A 24,600-nucleotide genomic window follows, 5' to 3' on the forward strand; every position below is an offset into this window, starting at 1 on the left:
AAACCCACGAACCGTCAACCGAACCACGCCGAGCAGGCGACCACATCCCCTTCACGGCGCTCCAGCTGTATTACGACAGGAGGGTGCGACGGCGTTCCATCGCACCCTCCTGCGGCGTCGGCGGGTAGCGTCCCCCGACCGGCGCATCCCGTGGCCGAGTCGTACCGCCCCGGTTACGGGAGTCTCAGCCGACCCGGCGTCGTGCCCGCAGCAACAGCGCGCCCGCGCCCAGCAGCAGGGCCGCTGCCGGGAGGACCAGCATCTCAGCGCCGGTGCGCGCCAGCGGGCCTCCACCGGCCTTCGGCGACGGCGCCGCACCCACCACCGGGGTTGCACTCGCCGCCCCCGAGGGCGCGGGCAGAGCGCTCGCGCTGGGCGCGGCCGAAGCCGCCGGCTGGGTAGCGGTGGCCGAGGGCGCCGCGGTGGGCGTCGGCTCCTGCGTCGGCTCGGGAACGGTGCACTCCTGCGGCGTCGCCGGGATGTCCTGGCCGACGGCCGCCGCGTAGGCCCACTTGCCGTGGTAGTACGGGTCGAACAACAGCGGGTCACCGCTGTAGAACCGCCAGGAGCCGGAGTCAACCAGGCCCCACAGCGTCACCGAGAACAGATCCTGCTTGGCGTCCTGCTCCGCGAACATCTCGAACAGTCTCTGGTAGAAGCGGCCCTGGTCCAGCAGGGTCTGAGTGTCTACGGGCGTGCCGGTGCGGGTGGGCACGTCCAGCTCGGTAACCGCCTGCACCAGCGGCAGGTCGTCGAAGGCGCTCATGGCCGCCCCGAAGCCCTCGACGTCATCGTCCAGCCAGGCGTGGAACTGGTGCCCGACGCCGTCGATCGGGACGCCGCGCGCCACCAGCCGCTCGACCAGGGCGTGGTAGCGCCCAGTCTTGGAGGAGGTGTCCGTGCCGTACTGGGTGTTGTACTCGTTGATGAACAGCGTCACCGGGTGGTCGGCGCCGGGAGCTGCGTAGGTGGTGTTGAAGGCCTCGTTGGCGTAAATGAAGGCGTCGTCGATGAACTCCTCGCCCAGGATCTGGTACCAGTAGGAATCACGCAGCCCTTCGGTCTCGGGCGAGGGCCCGTCGGTGATCACCTCGTTGACGACGTCGAAGGCCACCAGCGGGTTGGTGTCCGAGCCGAACAGCCCGTACTTGTCAGAGAGGTACTTGGCCACATTGTTGATGTGAGTGCGCATCCGCTCGCGCAGCTCCTGCCGGTCGGCCTCGGAGTCGCCGGACAGGAAGGTACCGTCATCGTGCTGGAACAGCCAGTCCGGGGTCTGGGAGTGCCAGACCAGCACGTGCCCGTATACCCGGCCGTTGTTGGCCTGCGCCCAGTCCATGACCGCATCGGCCTCGGCGTTCTCGGTGACGAAGCTGTGGTCATCGTTGTACCAGGCCTCCGGCTTCATGAAGTTCTCCGGGGTGACCTGGTTGAAGTGCTGGTTGAGCAACTCCAGAGAGTCGCCCTGGACGGTGTTGGCCGTTACCGCCGCGCCCACGGGGTAGGGCAGGGCGTCGAGCAGGGAGGTGGAGTCGTCCACCGGGCCGCGCCCGCAGGCGAAGGCGGTGATGGCGGCGTCGTCAACGTAGAAGGATGCGGTGGGGTCCTCCAGCTCGATGTAGATCGTGCCGTCGATGCCCTCGGGCGGCGAGTAGCTGCCGGTGAGCTCGACCCACTCCGCGGAGGTGACCGCGGTCATCGGCGTGATTTCCACGTACTGCCCGTCGCTCTGGGCGGCGGTCAGCTTGGCGCGGGTGGGGGCAGCCCCGTCCGGTAGGCGCACCCAGGCCGTGACGTCATAGGCCTGCCCCGCCTCCATGTAGTCGCCGATGGATATCTCCACTCCGTGCCATGCCTGGGTACGACCGGCGACGTACAGGCTGTTCCAGGGGCTACGCCGCACCTCGTTGGTGGTGACGGCGGTGACACCCTCGCCGCGTGGGACCCACGGCATGTCCGGCTGACTGGACTCGAAGTTGGAGTAGCTGACTGCATAGGGCTGGGGCTCTGTCGGTGTTTCGACCGCGGCCGCCCCCGCCGTCAATCCCGCGGTCGCGACGGCGGCCGCGGCAATCGCCCCAAGCAGACGGTTCCGGCGGGCACGCCGGGGTTTTGCTGTGCGCATGCGTTTGCCTTTGCTGTTGTCCCACCAGCCCCGGATGCGCCCCACGATGGCGCAGCGGTGGATCTCAGGCAGCGGTACGGACTGCATGAGCGCGCTCGCAGTGGCTGATCCAAGTGGTGAGGATGGCTAGGGTGTGCCGGCCGACGCTGGCCCGCAGTCATGACACTACACGTTCCGAAATCTAGCCACAATAATTTCGTTGTGTTTCGCACCGAAATCCTCCTCGGTGGCTCGGAGAGCCACACAGTGCGCCGTTCTCGAGCGTTCCGGCAGCCGGAGAACCGGCCCTGGCGCCATATCGACCGACCTCGACGGTAACAACGACCGACCTCGACGAAGGAGGGGCTCGGAGGTAGGTCAGGGGCAGGCTCAGGGGTAGACAGTGCGCCCGGCGGCATCGGGGATCCCGCTGTGCCGCAGGAAATAAGTGCAGACCTGGTCGCGCCATTCGACGGCGTTGCGCTCCTGGGCCCGCCAACGGCGATCGATGTCGGCGCGGACGGGCTCGGGCACCTGCCCGCGCACCGCCTCCCATTCGCGCCGCATGGCGCGCACCTGCTCGACCCCCTGGAAGTGGGTGTCGTAGATCCGCTGGATCAGGCTCACCCCACAGCGGGGCAGCACCTGGTCGTAGCGCAGGTGGTGGAAGAAGAGCAGCAGCCTTTCCGGACACTCCTCCAGCGAGCGGTAGCGGGCCGCAAGCGCCGGCGGATACTGTTCGGTGTATCCCGACCCGGTGGGCGTGCGATCCACACCTACGCCGTCCCGGTCGGCGAAGTGGTAGGTGCCCCACGGAGAGTACTCGTACCCATCGATACTGGGCCCGTAGTGGTCGCCGGGCGTGACCATGAAGCCGACACCGAGTGGGGCGGTGTAGTTCTCATAGGCCTCACGGGAGGCCAGCAGGATGCGCGCCAGGGCCGCGTGCAGGCGGGCGTCACCGGCGAAGGAGGCGGCGGCCCACTCCCGGGCGATGGTCTGCGTGCCCGCGTGCAGGTCCCAGGCCAGCCGCCCGTAGCCGTACAGATTGGCCTGGGAGAAGGTGTTTCCGACCCAGTTCCAGTCGCGCCCCACCCCGGCGACGGCGACGATCGCCGAGCCGGAGCGTCCGGCCAGGTCCTGGCCCAGGTCGGTGCCGTGGTCACCGGCGACGTCGAGATCGAGTACCTCCCGCCAGGCGCTGGGCAGGAAGTAGGTGTCCCAGGCGTGCCCGGTGTACTCCTGGGCGATTTGCAGCTCCAGGGCCACACGCGTCTCACGCAGGCCGAGCAGCAGTGGGGAGACCGGCTCGCGCACCTGGAAGTCGAGCGGGCCGTGCTTGATCTGCAGCAGGACATTGTCGGCGAAGCGCCCGTCCAGGGGCATGAAGTGGTCGTAGGCGGCGCGGGCACGGTCCCGGGTACGATCGCGCCAGTCCTGGCGGTGGTTGTACACGAAGCAGCGCCACATGACCACCCCTCCGTGCGGGGCCAGTGCGGCGGCCAGGAGGTTGGCGCCGTCGGCGTGATTCCGCCCGTAGTCGAAGGGTCCGGGACGCCCCTCCGAATCGGCCTTGACCACGTATCCGCCCAGGTCGGGCACGGCGCCGTACACGCGCTCGGTGGTCTCGCGCCACCACTGCTGCACGGAGGCGTCGAGCGGGTCGCAGGTGCCCAGGCCGCCCAGGGTCATGGGGGCGGCGAAGTCGACGGCGATGAAGGTTATGATGTGGCGGCGGCGCAGGCGGGCGGCGATGGTGCGCACCAGGTCGAGGCGCTCGGTGAGCAGAGTGGCCTCGGTGGCGTGCACATTGACATTGTTCAGGCATACCGCGTTGATGCCTAGGGACGCGAGCAGCAGCCCGTAGTCGTCGATGCGCTCCGTATCGGGGGCCAGGCCGCCTCCCTCGAAGAAGACCGAGTCCCCGGCGTAGCCACGCTCGACCGTCCCCATGACCGGATGGGGCACCAGATTGTCCCAGTGGTCGACCATGCGCAGGGGCAGGTCCGGGCCGGAGGTGACGGCGTCACTGTCCCCCAGCATCGCCTCGGGGCCGAGGGTGAGCAGCCGGAGCGTGCCGTACAGGGCACCGGCCCCATCGGCGCCGACCACGACGAGGTCCCCCGCCACGTCGCGGACGACGGCATAGCCCTCGGAATCCAACGGTCCGCTCGTCACGGCGTCGCGAGCGGCCCCGCGCAGCGCGTCCGGCAGCTCGCAGAGGTGCTCCAGGGTGGTTATGAGCAACTCGCCCGCGCCCCCGGCGGCGGGGGCACCCGGAGCCAGCCGCCGCCAGTCGGCGGCCGCCCGCGCGGCCAGCTCCTCCCCGCCCACGGCGCGGGGCGTGTAGGAATTCAGCCACGGCTTAGTGGCCGGTTCTAGCCACATGGGTGAGCTGGTGGCAAATGGAGCTGTCGAGATCATGCGGGTTCTCCTGAGGATGGTCGAGGTGAACGCATCGGATTGCTGTCGTTGGCCTGCGCTCAGGCGCGTCGCAGCACGCACACGTCTCCGGCTGAGACGGTCAGCGGTATGCCCGCATACACGCGCTCCCCGGTCAACAGGTCGGTCGCATCTGCGGGCGGCGTCCAGGCCCGGGGCACCTGGTCGTGGTTGAGCAGCATGTCGAAGCTACCGTGGGGTCCGGTACGGCTGGTGTGCTCCATTTCGCCCACCAGGGGGTGACCGGGGGCGGGGTCGACGAGGGACGCGATCAGGTGGCGGCGTCCGGCCCGGCTCAGCAGCGCGCCGAGCCGGATCACGCTGCCGCGGCCGAACTCATGGCGGACCACGGCGGCACCGCCTGCGAACCAGCCGGAGCTCCAGCGGCCGGCCACCTGCCCGCCGGTGGGGCGCAGAACCTCGAAGAGGTGATGGGCGGTGTCGGTGGCGCCGTCGGGGAGGATCAGCTCGACGCCGTCGCCGGGCTCACGGGCATCACGCTCCTCGATCTGGCAGCCGAGCAGCTCGTCCACCCGGTCATCCGTCAACACGCGGCCGGTGGCGCCGGTGGCGAAGGACATGGGCCCGGCCACCAGGATGCCGCCGTGCGCCACGTAGCGGTGCAGGGAATCGACGACGTCGTCATGGGCCACATACAGGCTGGGGGCGACGATGATCCGGTACCGGGACAGGTCGTCGCGGCCGTCGGTGACGTCCACACCACCGAGGTGACGGGCCAGCGCCGCATGCCATCCACGGGCCTGTGTGATCAAGTCCCAGTGGTCTGAGAAGCCGTCGACGAGCCGGCTGTACCACCACGAGTCCCAGTCCACGAGGACCGCCGCCTGCGCATCGACCCGGCCGCCGATCAGCGCGTCGAGCCGGGACAGTTCCCGGCCGAGGGCGGCGGTCTCGCGGTAGGTGCGGGTATCGGTGCGGCCGCGGTGGTCGAGGACGCCGCCGAACCACATCTCCGAGCCCGCCGGGGCGCTGCGCAGCTGAAAATGGAGCACCGTGTCGGCCCCCTGGGCGAGGGCCTGCAGGCTCCAGCGGCGCAGGACGCCCGGCGGGCGGGTGGGGTTGACGTCCCGGCAGGTGGTGGCGACCGGTGCCTGCTCCATCAGCCACAAGGGCTTGCCGCGGCCGACCGCGCGCATGAGGGAGTGGTTGAAGGCCATCTCCGGCCAGGCGCGGGTGGTGCGCGGGTAGTTGTCCCAGGCGACGACGTCGAGGTCTCGGGCGAAGCGGAAGTAGTCCAGGTGCTCGTAGGGCCCCATGAGATTGGTGGTGACCGGGTGGGCGGTGTCGAAGCGGCGCACCTGCCCGATCTCGCCCTCCAGGCAGGCGGCGAACTGCTCGGTCATATAGCGCTTGTACTCCAGCGTGATGACCGGGAAGCCGCTGCGATAGGGGCCGCCCCAGTGCTCGGTGAGCGCATTCGGGGCGGGGATCTGAGCGGGGTCAGTGAAGCGGTGGGACCAGATCTGTGTGCACCAGTGGCGGTTGAGCGCTTCCAGCCCGCCGTGCGTGCGCAGCAGCCAGCGGCGGAATCCGGCGGCGCAGCGCTCGCAGTAGCAGGCGCCGCCGTACTCGTTGCCGATGTGCCAGGCGAGCAGGGCGGGGTGGGCGTGGTAGCGCCGCGCGAGTAGCCCGGCGATTCGCTGCGACTGTTCGCGAAACACCGGCGAGGTGGGGCAGAAGTGGTGCCGCTGACCGTAGCCGTGTCGCCGTCCCTCGAAGTCCACCCGCATGGTGGTCGGCTCGGCCGCCACCAGCCAGGGCGGCAGCGCCGCGGTCGGGGTGGCGAGGACGACGCCGAAGCCACAGGCGTGAACACGGTCCAACAGGGAGTCGAGCCGGTCCCAGGCGAAGGTATTCGGGGCGGGTTGCAGCTCCGCCCAGCCGAAGACATTGAGGGTGAGGGTATTGATACCGGCCGCCTCCAGGGCGGCCAGATCGGTATCGATGGTGGCGTCGTCCCACTGCTCGGGGTTGTAGTCGCCGCCGTGCAGGATGTGTGCGGGCAGGTGCATGCATCACTCCAACGAGGTGGACGTCGGGTCGGTCGGCCGAGTGAACTGCGCGGTGAGGATGCGCCGCTGCCCGCGCGTGGCGGGTGCGGCCAGCGCGCACAGCGGCACCCAGGCGAGCACCAGGGCGGCCGGGGCGTGCAGGGCGAGGAGGAGGCCCGCGGCCCCGATGCCCGCGAGGAGGAGGGTTCCGGCGGCGTCGCGAACGCTCATGACGACGGTGAGCACGAGCAGATCGGAGCTTTTGAAATTGAACAGGGCGATGATCGCGCCCACCCGTCCGACTCCCAGCCCGACCACGGCCAGGAAGGCCAGCAGGGCCAGGCGCAGCCCGCCCGCCACTCCCCCGGCGGAGCCCGCCAGGCCGATCGCCAGCATGACCGCGAGCGCGGCAATGGGCCCGAACTGGCCGATCGCCCCTCGCCAGCCGCGCCACAGGGCGGCGATGCGACGGCGCGCGGAGGGGTCATCGGTCCACCCGGGGCGGGTGACGGCGTAGACGACGGCGGGCAGGGCGGTCAGTGCCAGCGCCCAGGTGAACGCTGTCGCCAGCAGCGACCAGGCGGCGGCGCCGTCGAGGACTAGCATGCCGATCGCTGCCGGCGCCACCAGTGGCAGCGCGCCGATGGCGAGGGCGACCGCCTGGTAGATGACCGAGCTGGCCCGCACCAGCAGGGAGTCGGCGTAGGCGTCGGGGGCAGGGGCGCTCCGGCCGTCGGCGTCCACGCCCCCGCTGGGGGCGGCGGAGGGGGCCACGGTGCGGGCGCCCCGCGATGGGGTGCCCGCACCCGGGTGACGGTCAGCCATTGTTCTCCACGTAGGTGGCGCGCGCCGCGTTGAGGATGTCCATGTAGGAGGTCACGCCCTTGGCCTCACATTCGGTGACGTAGGTGTCCCACTCGGCCAGGTCGCGCCTTCCTGTGATGAACTTCAGCGTCTCCTGCATGACGTAGTCCTGTAGCGGAGTGATCAGGAGCGTTGCCTGCTCGCGCTGGGTCTCATCCAACGGGGCCGGCGGATCGATGGGCCTCTGCGTGTGCGTGGCTGCCATCTCCTCCTGCCAGGCAAGTTCCTTGTCCAGCATCATTGAGTGCAGCAGTTCAGTGGTGCCGCCGTAGGCGAAGACGCCTCCGGAGAAGCCGTACTCGACGCGCAGGTCCTTGTCGCCGGCCGGGTTCAGACCGTTGTAGTTGATGTCATCGACCAGCGTGCGGGTGCCATCTGCGTCCTTGTTGTAGGTAACCCCTTCCACACCCCACTTGGCGAATTCTTCGCCCTCGTCGGAGTACCACAGCCAGTCGATGAACTGCATCATGGCCACGAAGTTCGGGTCGTCGGCGGCCTTGGAGGAGATCATGATGCCGTTCTCCAGGCGGGTGCCACCGATCAGCGCGCCGGCGGGGCCGGCCGGCTGGAGAATCTTGACGACCTCGAAGTTGCCCTCTCCGAGGGTCTCCTTCATCGTCGTCTCGTAGGTGACGTCGTACTGGGAGTTGGTGCCGATGGCGATCGACTTGCCGGTGGTGAAGGTGTTGACGGCCGTGTCCTCGTCCTGGGTGAAGGAGTCCGGGTCGAGCACGCCGGCGTCGACCATGCCGCGCAGCATGGTGACCATGGCCTTGTAGTTGTCGGAGGTGCCGCAGAAGATGAACGACTGCGAGTCCTCGTCCCACTCGGCCATGGTGGTCATGCCCCAGGAACCGCCGGACTGGGTGCCGTAGGAGACCGCTGCAAGGTTGAGCATGCTGAGCCCCTCGAAACGATCGGAGATGCCCTTCATGTCCGGGTGGCGCTCCTGCACCTTAGAAATCACGTCCTGCAGCTCCTCCCACGTGGTGGGCAGCTCCAGTCCCTGTTCGTCGAGGAGATCCTTGCGGATTTCGAAGGTGTAGTCGGGCCAGATCTCCTCGTGCAGGCCGGGAAGAACATAGATGGAGCCATCGGCCTGGCGCAGCGTGTCCAGCTCTTCGTCAAGCTGCCATTCTTCAACCTTCTTGCGGAAGTTGGGCATGAGGTCGAAGTAGTCGGACACCGCCAGGACCGCCCCGGAGGAGACGAAGGCGGACTCCTGGCCGGGGTACGTCTTGGGAAGGATGAGCGGTGCGTCGCCGGAGGAGATCAGCAGAGAGCGCTTCTGCTCGTAGTCGGACATGGGCACGATCGTCATGTCGAGGGTGACATTGGTGCGGTTGGTGATCTCCTCCAGCAGCATCCAGTCGGCCTTATAGGGGTAGTTGGGGTGATCGGAGAACAGGCAACTGAAGTTCAGCGGCTCGGCCGCCTTGAAGCTGGTATCGGCGGCGAAGTCATCCATGGCGGCGGCCGTATTGGTCATGCCCTGCGCCGCATCGCCGGAGTCGGAGCCGGAGCCACAGGCCGCCAGTGCGGCGGCTGCCGCCGTGCTCAGAAGCAGGGCGCCGGCCCGACGGCGGGTGATGGGGTGGGAGAAGAGACTGGGGCTCATCGCTGAGTGCCTTTCTAATGGTGTCGGCCATGATCGGCCGGATGGTGGGTCGGATTGGGAGGAGTGGTGGATGGATGGGTGGGCGCCGCTGCCGTTGCCGGCCGCGCCCCCGGTCGACGCCTTTGTGGGCTCTTGTCAGCCCTTGACGGACCCAAGGGTGACGCCGGTGACGAAGTACTTCTGCACAAAGGGGTAGACGCAGAGGATCGGCAGCGAGGTGAGCACCATGGTCACCGATCTGAGGTTGGAGGAAATCTGGGTCTGGTCGGCGGTTCCTCCTCCGAGGGAGTCGGAGGTGGTCACTCCCGCGAGCATGTTGCGCAGGTAGATGGTGACCGGGAACAGGTTCTTGTCGTCGAAGTACAGGAAGGCCCCGAACCAGGCGTTCCAGTTGGCGACCGCATAGAAGAGGAACATGGTGGCGAGGATCGCCTTGGACAACGGCAGCACGATGCGGAAGAGGATTCCGTAGGTACCCAACCCGTCGAGCTCGCCGGCCTCCTCCAGTTCATGCGGCAGCCCCTCGAAGAAGGACTTCATGACCAGCAGGTTGAACACGTTGATCGCATTGGGCAGCACGACCGCCCAGATCGTGTTCTTCATGCCCAGGTTGGTAATCAGAATGTAGTTCGGGATCAGACCACCGTTGAAGAACATGGTGAATACGGCGAAGCCGACCAGCGCATTGCGGCCCTTCAGGTCCTTCTTGGACAGTACGTAGGCGAACGCAGTGGTGAAGACCAGCGAGATGAAGGTGGCGACGACCGTGTACACGATGGTGTTCCGATAGCCGGTCCAGAAGGCGGAGTCCCCAAGCACCACTTTGTAGGTAGTGACGTTGAATCCCTTGGGGATGAGGTTCACCTCCCCGGCAGAGATGGCCGCCTCGCTTGAGAAGGACTTGGCCACGACGTTCAGGAAGGGGAACAGCGTCACGAATATGACGCCCAGGAGTATGACCGTGTTGAGCAGGCGGAAGGCCCGGTAGCTGCGCGAATCGTATTTGGCGTTTTGAACAGGCATATCCAATCACCACAGACTCGTCTTGGCGAACTTGCGGGACGCCAGGTTGGCGGCCAAGACCATGATCAGCCCGATCAATGACTCGAACAGGCCGATGGCTGCCGCATAGCTGAAGTTGGACGACTGCAGGCCCACCCGGTACAGGTAGGTGGAGATGACATCGCCGGTCTCATAGGTCAACGGGTTGTAGATCAGCAGGATCTTCTCAAAGCCCACCGCCAGGAAGGAGCCGACGTTGAGAATCAGTAGCGTAACGATAGTGGGCCGAATTCCCGGCAGCGTGATGTGCCAGGTCTGCTGCCATCGGTTCGCGCCGTCGATCTGGGCAGCCTCATACAAGGAGTCATCGATGGTGGTGAGCGCCGCCAGATACAGGATCGTCCCCCAGCCAACGGTCTGCCACACGTCGGAGATGACGTAGATGGGCACGAACGCCTTGGCCGTTTGAATGAAGTTGACCGCCTGACCGCCCAAGGCGGTGATCAGGCTGTTGATCGGGCCGTCCACCGCGACGACTTCCATGATGATCCCCGCAATGATGACCATCGAGAGGAAGTGTGGCAGGTATGAAACGGTCTGAACGATCTTCTTGAACCAGACTCGGCGGACCCTCGTTCAGGAGCAGGGCCAGGATGATCGGTGCCGGGAAGGAGACCAGCAGTGTCGAGAAACCGATGACCACCGTGTTACGGAACACGCGCCAGAAGGTGGGGTCCGCGATGAACATCTGAATGTACTTCAGTCCGACCCATTCCTCGCCGTACATGGATCCGCCGGGCACGAACCTGCGGAAGGCGATGACATTGCCGACCATGGGCGCGTACCGGAAGACGATGAACCAGATGACCGGGATGACCACGAGGGTGTATAGCTGCCAGTCGCCGCGGCGACTGGACCTGCGCCTGCCGGATCGTCCCCCGCTCCTGCGGGACCTGGTGCCGGCGGTCGCAGCCGTAGGCGTGGAGGCGGCACGGCGCCCCGCCGGTCGCGACGGGGATGGCGCGGTATCCACCACTTCTGCCACGACACATCACCTCCTTGTGAATTGACGCCCTAGCGAATCTTTTCGCTTCAGCTTTCGTTGGCGACCGCCTTAGAGTAGCCCGCCACACCTCCCAGGTCAAGCGATTTGTCTTCTCGTACTTAAAATATGAAAGGCCGAAAAAGTCTAGATTTTAGGTGTTGCGCTACCTTGTCGCGCAGGTTGCCATTAATTGCCCAGCGGCAAAACTATTAGGACTCCGAGCCCGTGCACCGCTCCCGGATCCAGGCGAGCTGGCGGCGCAGGTAGTGGAACTCGCCGCCCTCGTGACCGTTGTCGGGATAGAGCTCCACCTGTGCGGGGCCGGCGTATGCGGCCAGCGCCTGCTGCCCTCCGAGCGGGGGGCAGCAGGTGTCGCGCAGCCCCAAACCCCACAGCGAAGGGGCCTGAGCGCGCCGGGCGTGGTTGACGCCGTCGACGTACGACAGGGTGCGGAAGGCCTCCTCACGCCCGGTTCTCCGCACCGCCAGGTAGCGCACCAGCTCCGCATACGGCTCCCCCTGGGCCACCTGGTACACGGCGGGCACGTCGCACAGGAAGGGGACGGACACGGTGACCCCGCGCAGGTCGGGCACCAGCCCCGCTACTGCCAGCGCCACGCCGCCGCCCTGCGAGTTGCCCATTACGAACACGCGCTCGGAGTCGATGTCCGGCTGCGCTCGTACGGCATCGACGGCCCGCACGGCGTCCACGATCAGGCGCCGGTAGTAGTAGGTGGCGGGCGAGGCGATGCCGCGGGTGACCACGCCGGGCGCCTCCGGGGCGCCGGCGTCGGGATCGGGGGTGTCGCCGCCGCTGCCGTATCCGTACCCCTGGCCGCGTACGTCGAGCAGCAGGTGGGCCATCCCCGCGGCGGCCACGTGCGGATTCTCCCCCGGCAGGCCGCGCCCCCGGCCGTACCCCGGGATCTGCACCACGCAGGGCAGCACCTCGCCGTCGCGGCTCGCCGGGCGGGAAAGCCAGGCACGTACCCGTTGACCGCCGAAGCCGCTGAAGGAGAAGTCCCAGTAGCGCAGCTCGGTGAGGGGCTGCGCGACGCCGGTGCGTTCAACCAGCACCGCGTCGGGGTCGTGGCTGCGCGCCCGGCTCAGCGTCCGCTCCCAAAAACCGTCGAAATCCTCCGGCTCCGCCACGGCCACCGCAGGCAGCGGGCCGAGCGATTCGGGCAGGACCGCCATGTGCACCATCCTCCACCCGCCGATCGCCCGGGCGGTAACCGCCCAACGACCGGCTTTCGTGTTATTTCGCTTATTTTCGGATACGCATTGAGTCTAGAAGCGGGTTACCCCGGAAACAAGGCAGGGCCGCCATACCGAGATCGGCATCCGCCGCCCCACCGACGGCCCGCCGTTCGCCGACCACTACGCTTGCCGGTACAAACCTGTACAACCGGCTGCTGGCGCCGGTCGGGAACTACCCGAGAACGGAGGACGCTGTGGCACCGCGCGAACGCGTTACGCTCGACACCATCGCCGCGGCGGCGAAAGTCTCGCGCGCAACCGTGTCCAAGGCGATAAATGGCCGTCAGGACGTCTCCGCCCGCACGCGGCGACAGATCCTGGACCTGGCCGAGCAACTCGGCTACGAGGCCCCGACATCCGCGGAGCGCAGTTCCCCGACGGTCACAATCGTCTTCGATTCCCTCGACACCTACTACACCAACCGGGTGTTGGCCGGAGCGGTCGCCGCCGCGCACGACCACGGCGCCATTCTCGACGTCCGCTCCTTCTCCAACCGCCGAGAGTCCGCCGCGGACTCCTGGGTGCGTCGGATCGTGGCCGAGGGGCACCTGGCACTGATAGTGGTCACCATGGAGCTGTCCGCGGCGCAGCTCGACGCCGTGCGCTCACTCCGGCTGCCGGTGATCACCGTGGACCCGGCCCAGGAGACCCCCGACGGCGTGGTGGAGATCTCCTCGACCAACTGGAACGGCGGCATGACCGCCACCCAGCACCTGCTCGCACTGGGACACCAGCGCATCGCCTTCGTCGCCGGGCCGCAGCGCTCTCTGCCGGCGCGTGAACGCCTGCTCGGCTTCCGCTCCGCCATGATGGACGCCGGCCTCGACGTCGATCCGGCACTGGTGCTGGGAGACAGCTACACCTATGACACCGGCGTGCGGGCGGGGCTCAGCCTGCTGGATCTGGAGAGCGAGCGCAGACCCACCGCCGTCATGTGCGCCTGCGACGTCTCCGCGATCGGCGTGTACGAGGCGGCCCGTCAGCGCGGGGTGTCGGTGCCCGACGCGCTCAGCGTCGTGGGCTTCGACGACACCTTCCTGGCCGAATGCGCCGCGCCTCCGCTGACCACGATTCACCAGGCCCTGGAGACCATGGGGGCGCGCGCCGTCGAGGCGGCCCTCGACCTCGCCGAGGATTCCACGGGAACCGGGACCAGGCGCACCATCGGCTCGGTCAAGATCCCCACCCGCCTGGTCGCGCGCCAGTCCACGGCGCCGCCGCGGGAGTAGCGGCAGCCCCGCCGTCGCGGGCACAGGCGCACTGACCGTGAGCAACGACGCAAATCGCACTCAGGTATTGCGATGTTTTCTGTCGCCTCCCTAAACTTTCGCCACGAAGGATGTAATCCCGGTCGCCCCCGCTTCTTCCATCGGCGCCGGGCAACGGCCCGAAGGAGGACCGCCATGAAGCTCGCATTCGGCTGCGACCCCAACGCCACCGCACTCAAGCGCCTGCTCATGACCGAGGCGACCGAACTCGGTCATGAGGTCGTCGACTACCCCTCTGAGGACCCCGTTTACGCCAACGTCGCAATCCGAGTCGCCCAGGACGTCGTCGCGGGGCGGGCCGACCGCGGAGTGCTGCTGTGCGGCACGGGCATCGGGGTATCCATCGCCGCCAACAAGGTCCCCGGCGCCTACTGCGCCTGCATCACCGACGCGTACCAGGCTCAGCGCGCGGCCCGCTCCAATGATGCGAACCTGATCTCCATGGGATCCCAGGTCGTCGGACCCGAGACGGCCAAGGTCCTCCTGCGTGAATATCTCGGCGGCGTCTTCGACGCAGCGAGCCGTTCCGCCCCCAAAGTAGACCGTATCCGCGATTACGAGGCGACCGGGGTCTGAGTCCTCCGGCGCGTGACGGCATCGCCATGCCGCTGTGCTCCACAAGACCAACTGTGCAGGCGGTCGGGCGGAGACGGGACACAGGACGCCCGTCCCCGCTCGACCGCCGTCGTCACTGCTCAGGCGTCCCCACCGGCCGCGCCGAGGATACGACCGACGGCCGCCACACACATCCCGAAGGAGACGGCCCCGGGATCCGGATGTCCTATCGACCTCTCGGCGAGCGGACGGGCGCGCCCCTTTCGCGGTGACAGAGCGCTCGTCGCCTCGGCCGCACGACACGCCTCGGCCGAGGCCGCGCTCCACGCCTCGCCCAGCGACGCCTGCGCATCGACCTCGAGGCGCAGGCGGTCACGGAACGGCACCGCCGCATCAATGATCGTCTTGTCCCCGAGCTCAGCCTTGCCCAGATCGGTCATTGCCAGGACGAACTGCTCCACGGCAGCAGCCACGTCGGCGGGCGCAGCAGCATCCTCGTTGCCGAGCCCGGCGCCCAGCGCCCTCAGCGCGGCTCCCCATAGCACCCCCGAGGTACCGCCGGCGTGTTCGGCCCACGCGTCACCGGCACGTGCCAATACGCCCGCAGCGCCCCAGCCCGTCTCCAGCGCAGCCGCGGCGGCGTCGACGGCGCAGTCGATTCCGCGGACCATGCCCCGGCCATGGTCGCCGTCACCGGCCACCTGGTCGATACGGCCCAGCTCGACCTCCTGGTCGTGCAGCACAGCCTGCATCGCCCGCAGGCAGTCGAGGACCAGGGCGGCGACTGCGCGGGAGGCCGCCGATCCCACCGGCGACTCGGCCTCGGCATTGAAGCCCTCAATGGATGCTTCATCGGCGGTTGTGGGTGCGGCCGTCCCTTCCAGCACGCCCCGACGGAATGCGGGGGTGTGCGCGGGCGCCAGCCACAGGGGCTCCAACTCCTCGTCCAACCAGCACAGAGTCAGTGACACCCCGGCCATGTCGAGACTGGTCACGAGTTCCCCAACCTCGGGCGCGACGATCTCCAGATCGGCCTCCCGCAACAGGGCCGCTACATGACCCCACAACAGGAACAGCTCCTCGTACTTCGTGGAGCCCAGGCCGTTGAGGATCGCAGCAACCCGCGGCCCCGACCCTGCCGGACGCTCCGTGAGCAGACGCTCCACGAGGAGAGCGGCCAGTTCGTCCGCGGGCATCCAGTCTATGTCCTCCAGCCCCGGCTCCCCATGGATCCCGAGTCCGATCCCCAGCTTGCCCTCAGGCACCGTGAAGTGTGGCTCCCGGGCACCGGGGAAGGTACAGCCGGCGAAGGCCACACCTAGCGAGAAGGTCGCGGCGTTGGCCCTCAGTCCGAGCCTCACCACCTCGTCGAGGTCGTCTCCACGCTCCGCCGCTGCCCCCAGGACTTTGAAAACCACGAAGTCCCCGGCGATCCCACGCCGCTTCGCGGCCTCCTCCGCCGGCGCGGAGGCGATGTCATCGGTGATGATGAGCTGTCGGGTCTCGATGCCCTCGGCGGTAAGCCGTTCCCCGGCGATGCCGAAGTTCATGACGTCGCCCGCGTAGTTGCCATAGCTGATGACTACACCTCCCCCGGAGGAGGCGGCTCGTGCCACCGAGTACGCCTGGGCTGTAGACGGAGAGGTGAAGAGATTGCCGATGACGGCGCCGTCCCCCATGCCTGGGCCGACCAGGCCGGCGAAGGCCGGATAGTGGCCGGAGCCGCCCCCGTAGATGACGGCCACCTTGGGATCCGCGGGGCGCCGCCGACGCACGACGCCGCCGGGCACCGGACGGAGTCTGTCGGAGTACAACTCGACGAAGCCCCTGGTCGCGTCCTCGGTGAAGTCGGCCGGGCTGTTGTAAATCATGGTCATGGGGCTGTCCTCCCCTCTGCGCCGAGCACCTGATCGGTGTCCCACACGCAGATGCGTCCGTCCCCGACCTCCGCAAGCGGACCGGGGATCCAGGTCTCATCAGGACGCTCATTCCCGATGAGATCCGGGGACAGGCACACCGGGGAGCCGTCAGGCGCGGTGAAGGGCAGCCCGGCCATACGCACATGCCCGAGGTCCTGCGCATTTACCGGGGCGAGGATGGGGAGCTCCTCGCCCTCGGGAAGATCGATAATGACGCTCACGCATCCATCACCATCGGCCTCGACCCGGGCGGCACCGTCGTCGATCCTCCCGGGACGGTCCTCCTGTGCGTAGCCCCGGGCGCCGCCGAGGTAGACGTTGTCGCGAATGATCACGACCTGGCGCACACTGTTGTAGCGGCCGTGGTCGCCGGCCTCCATCTCAATCCGGGAGAGGTACTCGTCCCAGTTCGCCGGGCACCCGTCGTAGGCGACCGTCCCGTGCCCGTGCGCGCTCAGTGCCGAGTGGGGCCGGGCGTAGGCCGGGGCCCGAGTCCCGGGACCGAAGATATTGCCGATGAAGCGGTCATCACCTCCGAACACAACCGAGACACCGGCGACCTTCGTCGAGTGGGGCAGGTGGTAGGGCGTGGAGCGGTCGGGGACGGTCTCGGCCCTGACGGTGCCGAGCACGAGGTTCGCCACGTAGGCGCCGCCCTGGCTGAGTGTCTCGATCGATGCGGGAGAGGCGAAGACATTCGAGTCCACGACGTAAGGGCCGTGGCTGACCTCGACGAAGAGGTCACGCGAGTTGTCGTGCAGCACGTTGCGGGTGACCCTGGTCCCCTGGGTCTCCCAGTCGAGCCAGATGCCGAGGGAGCATCCGTGCACGTGGTTGTGGGCGATCCTCGTGTCGATCGCGGCGTGCAGCTTGATGCCTGCGATCTCGTGGCCGTAGAAGGCCCGGCGCGCAGAGATGGAGTGGATCTCGTTGTCCTCGATCGTCGAGAAGGCGCAGCCCATGTGACCGACGACGGCGTTCTGACCGCAGTCGTGGATTAAGTTGCGGCGCACCACGTGGGAGCCCACCTTCTCCTTGGACCACCCGAGCTCGAGTCCGGCGAAGACCGACTCCAGCTGGTACTGGTAGCCCGAGCGGTCCTTCCTCGTGGTGGAGTAGTTGTCTCCGGTAGAACCCTCCTTCCCCAGCGACACGGCCGAGCACTTGGCGTCGTGAATGTGGTTGTCCTCAATGATCCAGCCCCTGGCCCAGTTGGGGCCGATGAGGCCGGGCTGGTCTCCGGTCGGCGGCGCCCATGGGGTTGCGGCATGCGCCAGCTCGAAGCCGCGCACGGTGATGTAGTCGATCTGGTGAGTGCGCGGATAGAAGACCGAGCGGCGGACATTCGCCTCGAGGAGCGCCTCCCGCGGGCTGCGGCCCCCGAGGTTGACCGTGATCGTCGTCGTCGCCTCATCGACGACCGCCAGCCAGGTGCCGGGAACCGGTCCTCCGGCGGGAGCCACCTGCACCCCGGTCCAGTCGTCGACGATCTCGGGCAGCGCCGGGGCCCGGCGCAGTTCGTCGAGGTCGCGCACCTCCCTCAGCGCCGTACCGTCTAGGTACACCTCGCCCAGGTGCTGGGGGGCGTCCGTTCCCACCGGACGTACCAGCCAGTCACCGGCTACTACCTCCCGGTAAGGGTTGAAGTCGCCGAACAGGGAGTTGTCGAGCACCGTGGACCACAGGCCGTCCTCGCCCTCCTCCCAGTCGGTCAGCTCCTCGGAGCCCTTGATAATGACGTGCTCCCCGGGAGCGGTCGTGTACGTGATGCGTCGCAGTTCGTCGCGTCCCCCGCGCCGGGGGTCGACCCACTCGCGGTAGGTGCCCGCATGGACGATGACGGTGTCACCGGGCATGGCTCTGCGGGCGGCCTCCGAGATGGTCAGGAGAGATTCCTGCGCCGTCCCTGCGGCAAGGTCGGATCCCGTCTTGCGGACGTGTATCTCCATGGTTTTGGTTCCTGTTCCTTTTCCTTGAGAGCTTCCTTGAGAGCTTGTCGCGGCGGGGTCAGTTCTCGGTGCCGGCCTCGCCGCGCAGGAATGCCGCCAGGACGGAATCGTCCTGAGCCCCGAGGCCTGCTCTCATGGCTGTGCGGTAGAGGTTCTCGGCGGCGCACGCGACGGGTGTGGGCAGGTGGGCGGCCCGGTTGAGGTCGCCGACAATGCCCATGTCCTTGTCGATGATGTCCAGGCGGGAGCGCAGCTCGACCGGTGCTCCCCGCAGTTGCTCGGCCATGCGTGGACCACGGTCGCCGAGCATGAACGAGGCTGCGGCTCCCTGCATGAACACCTCCACGCACCGGTGCGGATCAAGGCCGAGGCTCTCCGCCATGGCGAGTGCCTCTGCCGCGGCCGCGGTGTGGATGCCGCACAGCAGTTGGTTGACGGCCTTCATATTCTGACCGGCTCCGACCGGGCCCATCTCTACCAGGGTCGCACCCAGGGCGGTGAGCGTAGGGCGGCCGGCCCGGAGCGCCTCCGGCGATCCTCCGATCATGATCAGCAGCGAGCCGTCGGCCGCGCGGACCGCCCCGCCGGAGACCGGGGCGTCGACGGTGAGGACACCGCGTTCCGCCAGCCTCTTCTCCACCTCCACCACGCAGGCGGAACCGACGGTTGAGGTGGTGATGACGACCGCACCCTCGCGCAGGCCGCAGACGGCGCCCTGGGACCCGAACAGCACCTGGCGGATCTGGTCTGCGGACCTCACTGCGATGACGGCGACGTCAGCGCCTCGGACGGCTGCGGCGGCGGTGGCGGCGGGCAGGACCCCGTCATTCGCGGCGAGTTCGCGGCGTGACTCGAAGGGGTCGTAGCCAACTACGGTACCCGGGGTGAGGGCGGCAAGGCGGGTGGCCATGGGCAGGCCCATGGCCCCCAGGCCGAGGACGGCCGTGCGGCGCGCCGTGGTTCTGTCAGTCATGGTGGTTCCCTTTCAGATCTCGTTCAGCGCCACAGCCAGCATCCGGCGGATGTAGCGCATGTTCTCCGCGGAGACGGTCAATCCATCGCCGCCGTAGTTCTCCACGCACATCGGGGCCGTCGAAGCCGGCGTCAGTGGCGATCTGGATCGCCTGGCGGTAGTTCGCCGTGCCGAAGGCCATGGGCGCGGGCACGGTGGTGACGTGCCCCTCGGCGTCGACGTCACGCGAGTAGCTCTTCATGTGCCAGTAGTTGGCGTGGGGCATGCATTTCTCGACGCTCACGAGGAAGTCCTCGATAGGCCGGTGCAGCCGGTAGATGTTGCCCAGGTCGGGATTGAGGCCGACGCTGCTCATGTCGATGTCGGTGACGAGCCGGACCGCGGAGTCGGCGGTGCCGAGCAGGGTGTCCTCGTACATCTCCCAGGGACAGGGCCATGCCCGCACGTTCGACGTGCTCGCCGAGCTCGCGCAGGCGGGTGACGGCTCGGCGCCAGTTATCGGGATCGTGGGAGTCGACGGGGCCGGGCTGGGTCCAGAACCACAGCGCCCGGGCCTGGGCGTCAAGGAGCGGACGGTGCAGGCCGACGGAGACGATCTCAGCCCCGAGGAAGGCCGCCGCGTCGATCACCCGGTGCGAGTACGCGAGATTGCCCTCCCAGTCGACGGGGTCGATCACGGAGCGGCGGATCGCGGAGACAGCCACAGGTGTGAGCCCGTACTCCTCCAGAAGTCCCTTCAGGAGCGCCAGGCGCTCCCGACTGAGATCTGCGATGCGTACCCAGTTGTCGGTGAGGTCAATGGCCGTGAAGCCCTCGAAGCGGACCTGGGCGAGCTGCTTGCGCCAGACGGCCTCGTCGGCGTCCTGGGAGCCCGGAAAGGGAAGCATTGCGGCGGCGATGGGCCAGTCGGCGGAGGTGCGTTTGCAGGTGTAGGTCATTGGAGTTCTTTCGGTGAGGTTTGGTGAAGGAGCCGGCTCGGCCCCGAATGCGGGCGCAGGCCTATTTGCCGAATCCAGCCGTCATTCCGGCGATGAGTTGGCGTCGGCCGAGGACGTAGAGCGTGAGTATCGGCAGTGCCGACAGCACAATGGCCGCCATCATGGCGGGCACGTTGATCGTCAACTCCCCCTGGAAGGTCCACAGTGCCAGGGGCAGGACCCTGCTCCGGGGCGACTGAGTCAGCACTAGCGGAAACAGGAAGTTGTTCCAGACGTTGACGCCGTTGTAGATCGCGGTCGTCGAGATCGCCGGCACGCACAGCGGCAGCACGAGCCTGTGGAGGATCTGCCCCTCGGTGGCCCCGTCCAGGCGCATCGACTCGAACAACTCGCCCGGGATATCCCTGAGATAGTTGGTGAATATGAGCACCGTGATCGGAATGGCGAAGGCGGCGGACGGCAGGATCACGGCCAGGAGTGTGTCGTACAGGCGCATCCTCGTGATCATGTAGAAGATCGGGATGATCGCCGACTGGGCCGGGATTGCCAGGCCGAGCAGGAAGACGCTCAGGGACCGCTTGGCGAGCGGCCGCTTGCTGCGCACGATGGTGTAAGCCGCCATGAGCCCGACGGCGATGGTCAGGCCGACGGCTCCGACGGTCACGATGATCGAGTTGAGGAAGAATCGCGCGAAGCCCTTCTCAAACACCAGCGCGTAGTTCTCCAGGGTCGGGTCACTCGGCGGAACCAGTGCCCCGTCGGTGAAGAAGTTCTGCTGCGTGCGCAACGAGGTGATTACCACCCAGTAGATCGGCACGACCACGACGAGGAGCCAGAGGAGGGCACCCATGCCGCCGGGGATGTTCAGCCGCGGCCGACGGCGCCGCGGCGCGTCCCGCGCGCTGATCTCGCTGATCTGGGCCAGGGCTGCGGCGCTCATCAGATTCCCTCCTGCTGACTTTCCATCCGGGTGAAGCCCGTAACCCTCGTGAGTGTCAGGGACAGCATCAGCCCCAGCGTCGCCAGCAGCGTGGCGATGGCACTGGCACGCCCCATGTCCGCCGCCTGGAAGCCCGTGAGGTACATGTGCAGCGGCAGGATCCGGGTGGCGTAACCCGGCCCGCCCGCCGTCAGCACGAAAATGAGGTCGAAGTAGGTCAACGAGCCGACGAGCATCAGGGTCGAGGAGGTGACGATCGTGTACTTCAGCTGCGGCAGCGTGATCTGGAAGAACATCCGCAGTCCGCCGGCGCCGTCGCACGAGGCGGCCTCGTAGAGGGACTTCGGGACCTGCCGCGCGCCCGCCTGGTAGAGCAGGGTGTGCAGCGGCACGAAGTGCCAGGCGACGATGAAGATGACGACCGTGAGCACCGTTCCCCTGTCCCCGAGCCAGTTTCTGCTCAGCGGCCCGAGCCACTGCATGGCGGTCATGCCGAAGTTCGGGTCGAGCAGGTTCTTGAAGGTCAGGCCTACCGCTGCGGAGGACAGCAGCAGGGGCAGGAAGTAGACGGTCGTGACGACGGCGCGTGTACGACCCTCCCGGGCCGCCCAGACACCCAGCAGCAGGCTGAGCGGAGTCTGCACGACCCAGGATCCGACCATCACTATGAGGCTGAGCCTGATCGTGGTCCAGGTGACCGGATCAGTCAGTACGGCGCGCCAGTTAGTCATTCCCGTCCACTCCGGCGACCCGAGGCCGTCCCACTTGGTCAGGGACAGGATCACCGCGCCGAACAGAGGAACGATCGCAAAGACGACGAACAGGACCAAGGCCGGGGCGATGAACCACGGGCTGGGTCCGGCGTTCGTCCCCGTCCGCGCGTCGTGGGAGTTGTTTGAAGCACTCACGAGGGCCTCACTTGCCGACGGTGGCGGTCATGGTGTCAACGAACTCCTGGGGGGTGATCTCCAGGAGGAACAGCTGGTCAAGCGCGGTGTTGAGGGCCTCTCCCTGAACCGGTGTGAGTGCCTGGTCCAGGGACAGCTGGAAGGCCGGCGCCTCGTTGACCAGTTCGAACACGTAGGACGCGAAGGGATCGTCCGCGGCGGCGAGCTTGTCGCCTGCGGACACGGCACCCGGCACCGAGGCGCGGCCGATGATCTCATCGACGTACTGGTCGTTCATGACCTGCTCGTCCAGGAAGCGGATGGCGACATCCTTGGCTGCGTCGGTCGAGGCGCTGGAGATGTACCAGTACGCCGAAGGGTTGCCGGTGACATCCTTCGGGTCGCCCTTGCCGCCTTCGACCGCAGGGAAGGGGAAGTAGCCGAGGTTGCCCGACTCTACGAACTGGGGGGAGGCCTGGGCGATATTGGAATAGGCGTTGGACAGCATGACGAGCATCGCCGCCTTGCCGGTGTAGAGCAGGGCATCGGCCGCACCGCTCTCATAAGAGGTTGCGGAGGCGTCGTCGGCGAAGGCGCCGACCTGTACGAGTTCCTGGATCTTCTGCGCGGCTTCCAGTACCGCGGGGTCGGACCAGCCATCGGCCTCGTCGGCCTCGATCCTGGCGAACACCTCCGGACCGCCGATGCGGTCCACCAAGTAGGCGAGGTAAGGAAGGTGGGGCCACTTGCTCTGGCCCGCCAGGGCGATCGGGGTGATGTTCGCGCTCTTGGCCTTGGCGACCACGGCGAGCAGCTCGTCCCAGGTCTGCGGGGCCTCGGCACCCATCGTGGAGAAGACTTCCTTGTTGTAGAGCACGACGACGGGCTGCATGTTGCCGATCGGGACTCCGTAAAGTTCACCGTCGATGGTCGCCGCGCCGAGGGTCGCCTCAAGGTAGCGCTCGGCGATGCCCGCATGCTCGGTTCCCGCGAGCCGCGTGATGGAGTCGACCAGGCCCTGCTCGACGTAGTCGCGCAGGCCACCGCCGCCCCACCCGTAGACCAGAGTCGGCGCCTGACCAGCACCGAGGGCTACGCGGACCTTGTCCTTATAGCCGTTGTCGGGCATGACCTGCAGGTCGATCACCTCATCGGGGTGCGCCTGGTTCCAACGGTCGACAGCGGCGACGTAGGAGTCCGACTGGGAACTCTGAATCGCCCAGGCGCTGGCGGCGAAGCCACCCGAGCCGCCAGCACCGGAGGAATTGGGGCCGGAGGAGCTGCAGGCGGCCAGCGCGGACACCATCGCCGCGGAGCCGACTACGACACCAGAAGTCTTGAGAAGACCACGGCGCGAGAGCATGTGCTGACAACGAATACTCATCTTCGAGCCTTTCGTATCGACAGTTTTGACCGGCTGCCAAAACTTTATGCCTTGAGAGTAACGACCCTCACGTTGATCCGCAAGTACCGGGACCCGCCTGATGAAGTCGTCGGCGGATGAACCACCTGCGCCGTCACGCGCCGCGCCGCACCCTCTAGAGCGGACGAGGAGACGAAGAACTCTCCTGGTCCCCTACCATGCGGAATGCGGCCACCACGTCGCGCCGACCGCTGAAAGGCACTTCCATGAACAACCCGTCCGCCGCGAGTCGCCCCCTGCTTGCGGATGTCGCCGCACGGGCCGGCGTCTCACTCGCGACCGCCTCAAAGGTCGCCAACGGCCGGCCCGAGGTCTCACCGGCCACTCGCGCGCGAGTCGAGGCCGCCATCAGAGAGCTCGGCTACGTCACCCGGGCACACCGCCCCGACGAGACTCCTCCGTCGATCTCGTTCATGGCTGATGTCATCGACAGCGCCTACGCCATGACGATCCTTAAAGGGGCACGCGACGCGGCCGAGGCCCACGGCGTCGACCTGGTCGTCGAACGCACTCACACGTCCGCGGACAGGACCTCCACCGTAACCCAGTCGGATCTCAATCACAGGCTGCTGTCACGCAACCGTTCGGGCGCCGTAATACTCACCGCAAGCCTCGACCCTGACACAGTCGCCGACCTCGAGGGGGCACGGCTGCCGATCGTCGTCATCGATCCCCTGGACTCCTCTCATCCGGAGATCGTCTCTGTAGGCGCGACCAACTGGCTCGGTGGGCACAGCGCCGCAGACCACCTGCTCGGACTCGGGCACAAGCGCCTAGCCGTCCTCACCGGGCCCTCCGCCTCCCTCAGCGGTACGGCCCGCCTTGACGGCTTCCTGTCCGCCTGCAGCCGCCAAGGGCTCACGCCCGCCCCTGAACTCATCCGGCACGGCCCCTTCACACAGGCAGCTGGATATGAGGTCGCCCGGGAGTGGCTCTCGCTCGGCGCGGACCGCCCGACGGCTATCACTGCGGGCTCCGACCTCCAGGCCATCGGTATCGTGCAGGCCGCCGACGACCTCGGACTGCGCATCCCGGAGGATCTCAGCGTCGTCTCCTACGACGACACTTTCATCACGACACTCACGACACCGCACCTGACAGCTGTGCGCCAGCCCCTGGAAGAGATGGGGCGCAGGGCCGTCGAAACCGTCCTCCTAATGCAGGACGGCCAACCCGAGGCCCATCACATCGAGATAGCGACCACCCTGTCCGAGCGCAACTCGACGGCGCCGCCGCGGGAGTAGCGGCAGCCCCGCCGCCGCGTCATTGAGCAAACTGTCTGAGTTCGGCACAAACGGGCTGGTCGCGCCGATTCGCCTTCAACCGAGCGTTGCAATCACGCCGTTTCGCAGTCCGCCCCGAGGCACGCAGACGGCGTTTGTGCCGATCTCGGGCATCTTCC

General features: G+C 67.5%; 17 protein-coding genes and 1 pseudogene. 3 read left to right on the plus strand and 15 right to left on the minus strand.

The window, feature by feature from the left end:
• Positions 1-184 precede the first annotated feature (184 nt).
• From E4J16_RS12105 to E4J16_RS12140, 8 genes and pseudogenes are all read right to left on the minus strand, one after another.
• Positions 185-2,125 carry an endo-1,4-beta-xylanase gene (locus E4J16_RS12105; RefSeq protein WP_136192585.1) on the minus strand — a complete coding sequence of 647 codons (1,941 nt, stop codon included), beginning with the start codon at positions 2,123-2,125 and terminating at the stop codon, positions 185-187.
• A 369-nt stretch (positions 2,126-2,494) separates the two neighbouring features.
• A complete protein-coding gene (locus tag E4J16_RS12110) occupies positions 2,495-4,528 on the minus strand; it encodes an alpha-glucuronidase (protein ID WP_136314122.1) in 2,034 nt (677 codons plus the stop codon).
• Positions 4,529-4,587: 59 nt separating this feature from the next.
• Entirely contained in the window at positions 4,588-6,579 is a 1,992-nt protein-coding gene (locus E4J16_RS12115; protein ID WP_136314123.1) for a beta-galactosidase, read from the minus strand.
• A gap of 3 nt (positions 6,580-6,582) precedes the next feature.
• Positions 6,583-7,383 carry a hypothetical protein gene (locus E4J16_RS12120; RefSeq protein ID WP_136192588.1) on the minus strand — a complete coding sequence of 267 codons (801 nt, stop codon included), beginning with the start codon at positions 7,381-7,383 and terminating at the stop codon, positions 6,583-6,585.
• Positions 7,376-9,040, minus strand: a complete 1,665-nt coding sequence (locus E4J16_RS12125; protein WP_136314124.1) for an ABC transporter substrate-binding protein — start codon at positions 9,038-9,040, stop codon at positions 7,376-7,378. The genes E4J16_RS12120 and E4J16_RS12125 overlap by 8 nt, the downstream gene beginning before the upstream one ends.
• Positions 9,041-9,175: 135 nt before the next feature.
• Positions 9,176-10,063 (minus strand): carbohydrate ABC transporter permease, encoded by an 888-nt coding sequence (locus E4J16_RS12130; RefSeq protein ID WP_136314125.1) that lies wholly within the window; start codon positions 10,061-10,063, stop codon positions 9,176-9,178.
• 6 nt (positions 10,064-10,069) lie between these two features.
• Positions 10,070-10,654 (minus strand): annotated as a pseudogene (locus tag E4J16_RS15360) (ABC transporter permease subunit); the annotation flags it as partial.
• A 642-nt stretch (positions 10,655-11,296) separates the two neighbouring features.
• Positions 11,297-12,283, minus strand: a complete 987-nt coding sequence (locus E4J16_RS12140) for an acetylxylan esterase (RefSeq protein WP_136314126.1) — start codon at positions 12,281-12,283, stop codon at positions 11,297-11,299.
• Between the two features lie 257 nt (positions 12,284-12,540).
• Between E4J16_RS12140 and E4J16_RS12145 the strand changes: the two genes are divergently transcribed.
• Positions 12,541-13,575, plus strand: a complete 1,035-nt coding sequence (locus E4J16_RS12145) for a LacI family DNA-binding transcriptional regulator (protein ID WP_136192591.1) — start codon at positions 12,541-12,543, stop codon at positions 13,573-13,575.
• A gap of 174 nt (positions 13,576-13,749) precedes the next feature.
• On the plus strand, positions 13,750-14,190 hold the full coding sequence (locus E4J16_RS12150; protein WP_136314127.1) for an RpiB/LacA/LacB family sugar-phosphate isomerase: 441 nt from the start codon (positions 13,750-13,752) through the stop codon (positions 14,188-14,190).
• A gap of 119 nt (positions 14,191-14,309) precedes the next feature.
• Here E4J16_RS12150 and E4J16_RS12155 read toward each other — a convergent pair whose 3' ends face one another.
• The 7 genes from E4J16_RS12155 to E4J16_RS12185 all read right to left on the minus strand — a co-directional run bounded on the left by E4J16_RS12155 (position 14,310) and on the right by E4J16_RS12185 (position 23,159).
• Positions 14,310-16,046, minus strand: a complete 1,737-nt coding sequence (locus tag E4J16_RS12155; RefSeq protein ID WP_136314128.1) for a dihydroxyacetone kinase family protein — start codon at positions 16,044-16,046, stop codon at positions 14,310-14,312.
• Positions 16,043-18,037 (minus strand): right-handed parallel beta-helix repeat-containing protein, encoded by a 1,995-nt coding sequence (locus tag E4J16_RS12160; RefSeq protein WP_136192594.1) that lies wholly within the window; start codon positions 18,035-18,037, stop codon positions 16,043-16,045. The genes E4J16_RS12155 and E4J16_RS12160 overlap by 4 nt, the downstream gene beginning before the upstream one ends.
• Positions 18,038-18,095: 58 nt before the next feature.
• Positions 18,096-19,010: an NAD(P)-dependent oxidoreductase gene (locus E4J16_RS12165; protein ID WP_136314129.1), complete on the minus strand. Its 915-nt coding sequence runs from the start codon at positions 19,008-19,010 to the stop codon at positions 18,096-18,098.
• 221 nt (positions 19,011-19,231) lie between these two features.
• A complete protein-coding gene (locus tag E4J16_RS12170; protein WP_204519840.1) occupies positions 19,232-19,948 on the minus strand; it encodes a sugar phosphate isomerase/epimerase family protein in 717 nt (238 codons plus the stop codon).
• A 61-nt stretch (positions 19,949-20,009) separates the two neighbouring features.
• Positions 20,010-20,888, minus strand: a complete 879-nt coding sequence (locus tag E4J16_RS12175; RefSeq protein ID WP_136192597.1) for a carbohydrate ABC transporter permease — start codon at positions 20,886-20,888, stop codon at positions 20,010-20,012.
• Positions 20,888-21,796: a carbohydrate ABC transporter permease gene (locus E4J16_RS12180; RefSeq protein ID WP_136314130.1), complete on the minus strand. Its 909-nt coding sequence runs from the start codon at positions 21,794-21,796 to the stop codon at positions 20,888-20,890. The genes E4J16_RS12175 and E4J16_RS12180 overlap by 1 nt, the downstream gene beginning before the upstream one ends.
• Before the next feature lie 7 nt (positions 21,797-21,803).
• Positions 21,804-23,159, minus strand: coding sequence for an extracellular solute-binding protein (locus tag E4J16_RS12185; RefSeq protein ID WP_204519843.1), 1,356 nt, complete (start codon positions 23,157-23,159; stop codon positions 21,804-21,806).
• 245 nt (positions 23,160-23,404) lie between these two features.
• On the opposite strand from E4J16_RS12185, the gene E4J16_RS12190 reads away from it, so the two are divergent.
• Entirely contained in the window at positions 23,405-24,442 is a 1,038-nt protein-coding gene (locus E4J16_RS12190; protein ID WP_136192599.1) for a LacI family DNA-binding transcriptional regulator, read from the plus strand.
• Positions 24,443-24,600 lie beyond the last annotated feature (158 nt).

Source organism: Actinomyces procaprae, from assembly GCF_004798665.1.
In the GTDB taxonomy this organism is placed as follows: Bacteria; Actinomycetota; Actinomycetes; order Actinomycetales; family Actinomycetaceae; genus Actinomyces; species Actinomyces procaprae.

Coding starts and splice junctions, on each gene's coding strand:
- E4J16_RS12105 (WP_136192585.1), bottom strand. CDS start 2,125: ATGCGCACAGCAAAACCCCGGCGTGCCCGCCGGAACCGTCTGCTTGGG.
- E4J16_RS12160 (WP_136192594.1), bottom strand. CDS start 18,037: ATGGAGATACACGTCCGCAAGACGGGATCCGACCTTGCCGCAGGGACG.
- E4J16_RS12110 (WP_136314122.1), bottom strand. CDS start 4,528: ATGATCTCGACAGCTCCATTTGCCACCAGCTCACCCATGTGGCTAGAA.
- E4J16_RS12130 (WP_136314125.1), bottom strand. CDS start 10,063: ATGCCTGTTCAAAACGCCAAATACGATTCGCGCAGCTACCGGGCCTTC.
- E4J16_RS12165 (WP_136314129.1), bottom strand. CDS start 19,010: ATGACTGACAGAACCACGGCGCGCCGCACGGCCGTCCTCGGCCTGGGG.
- E4J16_RS12120 (WP_136192588.1), bottom strand. CDS start 7,383: ATGGCTGACCGTCACCCGGGTGCGGGCACCCCATCGCGGGGCGCCCGC.
- E4J16_RS12190 (WP_136192599.1), top strand. CDS start 23,405: ATGAACAACCCGTCCGCCGCGAGTCGCCCCCTGCTTGCGGATGTCGCC.
- E4J16_RS12175 (WP_136192597.1), bottom strand. CDS start 20,888: ATGAGCGCCGCAGCCCTGGCCCAGATCAGCGAGATCAGCGCGCGGGAC.
- E4J16_RS12185 (WP_204519843.1), bottom strand. CDS start 23,159: ATGAGTATTCGTTGTCAGCACATGCTCTCGCGCCGTGGTCTTCTCAAG.
- E4J16_RS12150 (WP_136314127.1), top strand. CDS start 13,750: ATGAAGCTCGCATTCGGCTGCGACCCCAACGCCACCGCACTCAAGCGC.
- E4J16_RS12115 (WP_136314123.1), bottom strand. CDS start 6,579: ATGCACCTGCCCGCACACATCCTGCACGGCGGCGACTACAACCCCGAG.
- E4J16_RS12170 (WP_204519840.1), bottom strand. CDS start 19,948: ATGACCTACACCTGCAAACGCACCTCCGCCGACTGGCCCATCGCCGCC.
- E4J16_RS12155 (WP_136314128.1), bottom strand. CDS start 16,046: ATGACCATGATTTACAACAGCCCGGCCGACTTCACCGAGGACGCGACC.
- E4J16_RS12140 (WP_136314126.1), bottom strand. CDS start 12,283: ATGGCGGTCCTGCCCGAATCGCTCGGCCCGCTGCCTGCGGTGGCCGTG.
- E4J16_RS12125 (WP_136314124.1), bottom strand. CDS start 9,040: ATGAGCCCCAGTCTCTTCTCCCACCCCATCACCCGCCGTCGGGCCGGC.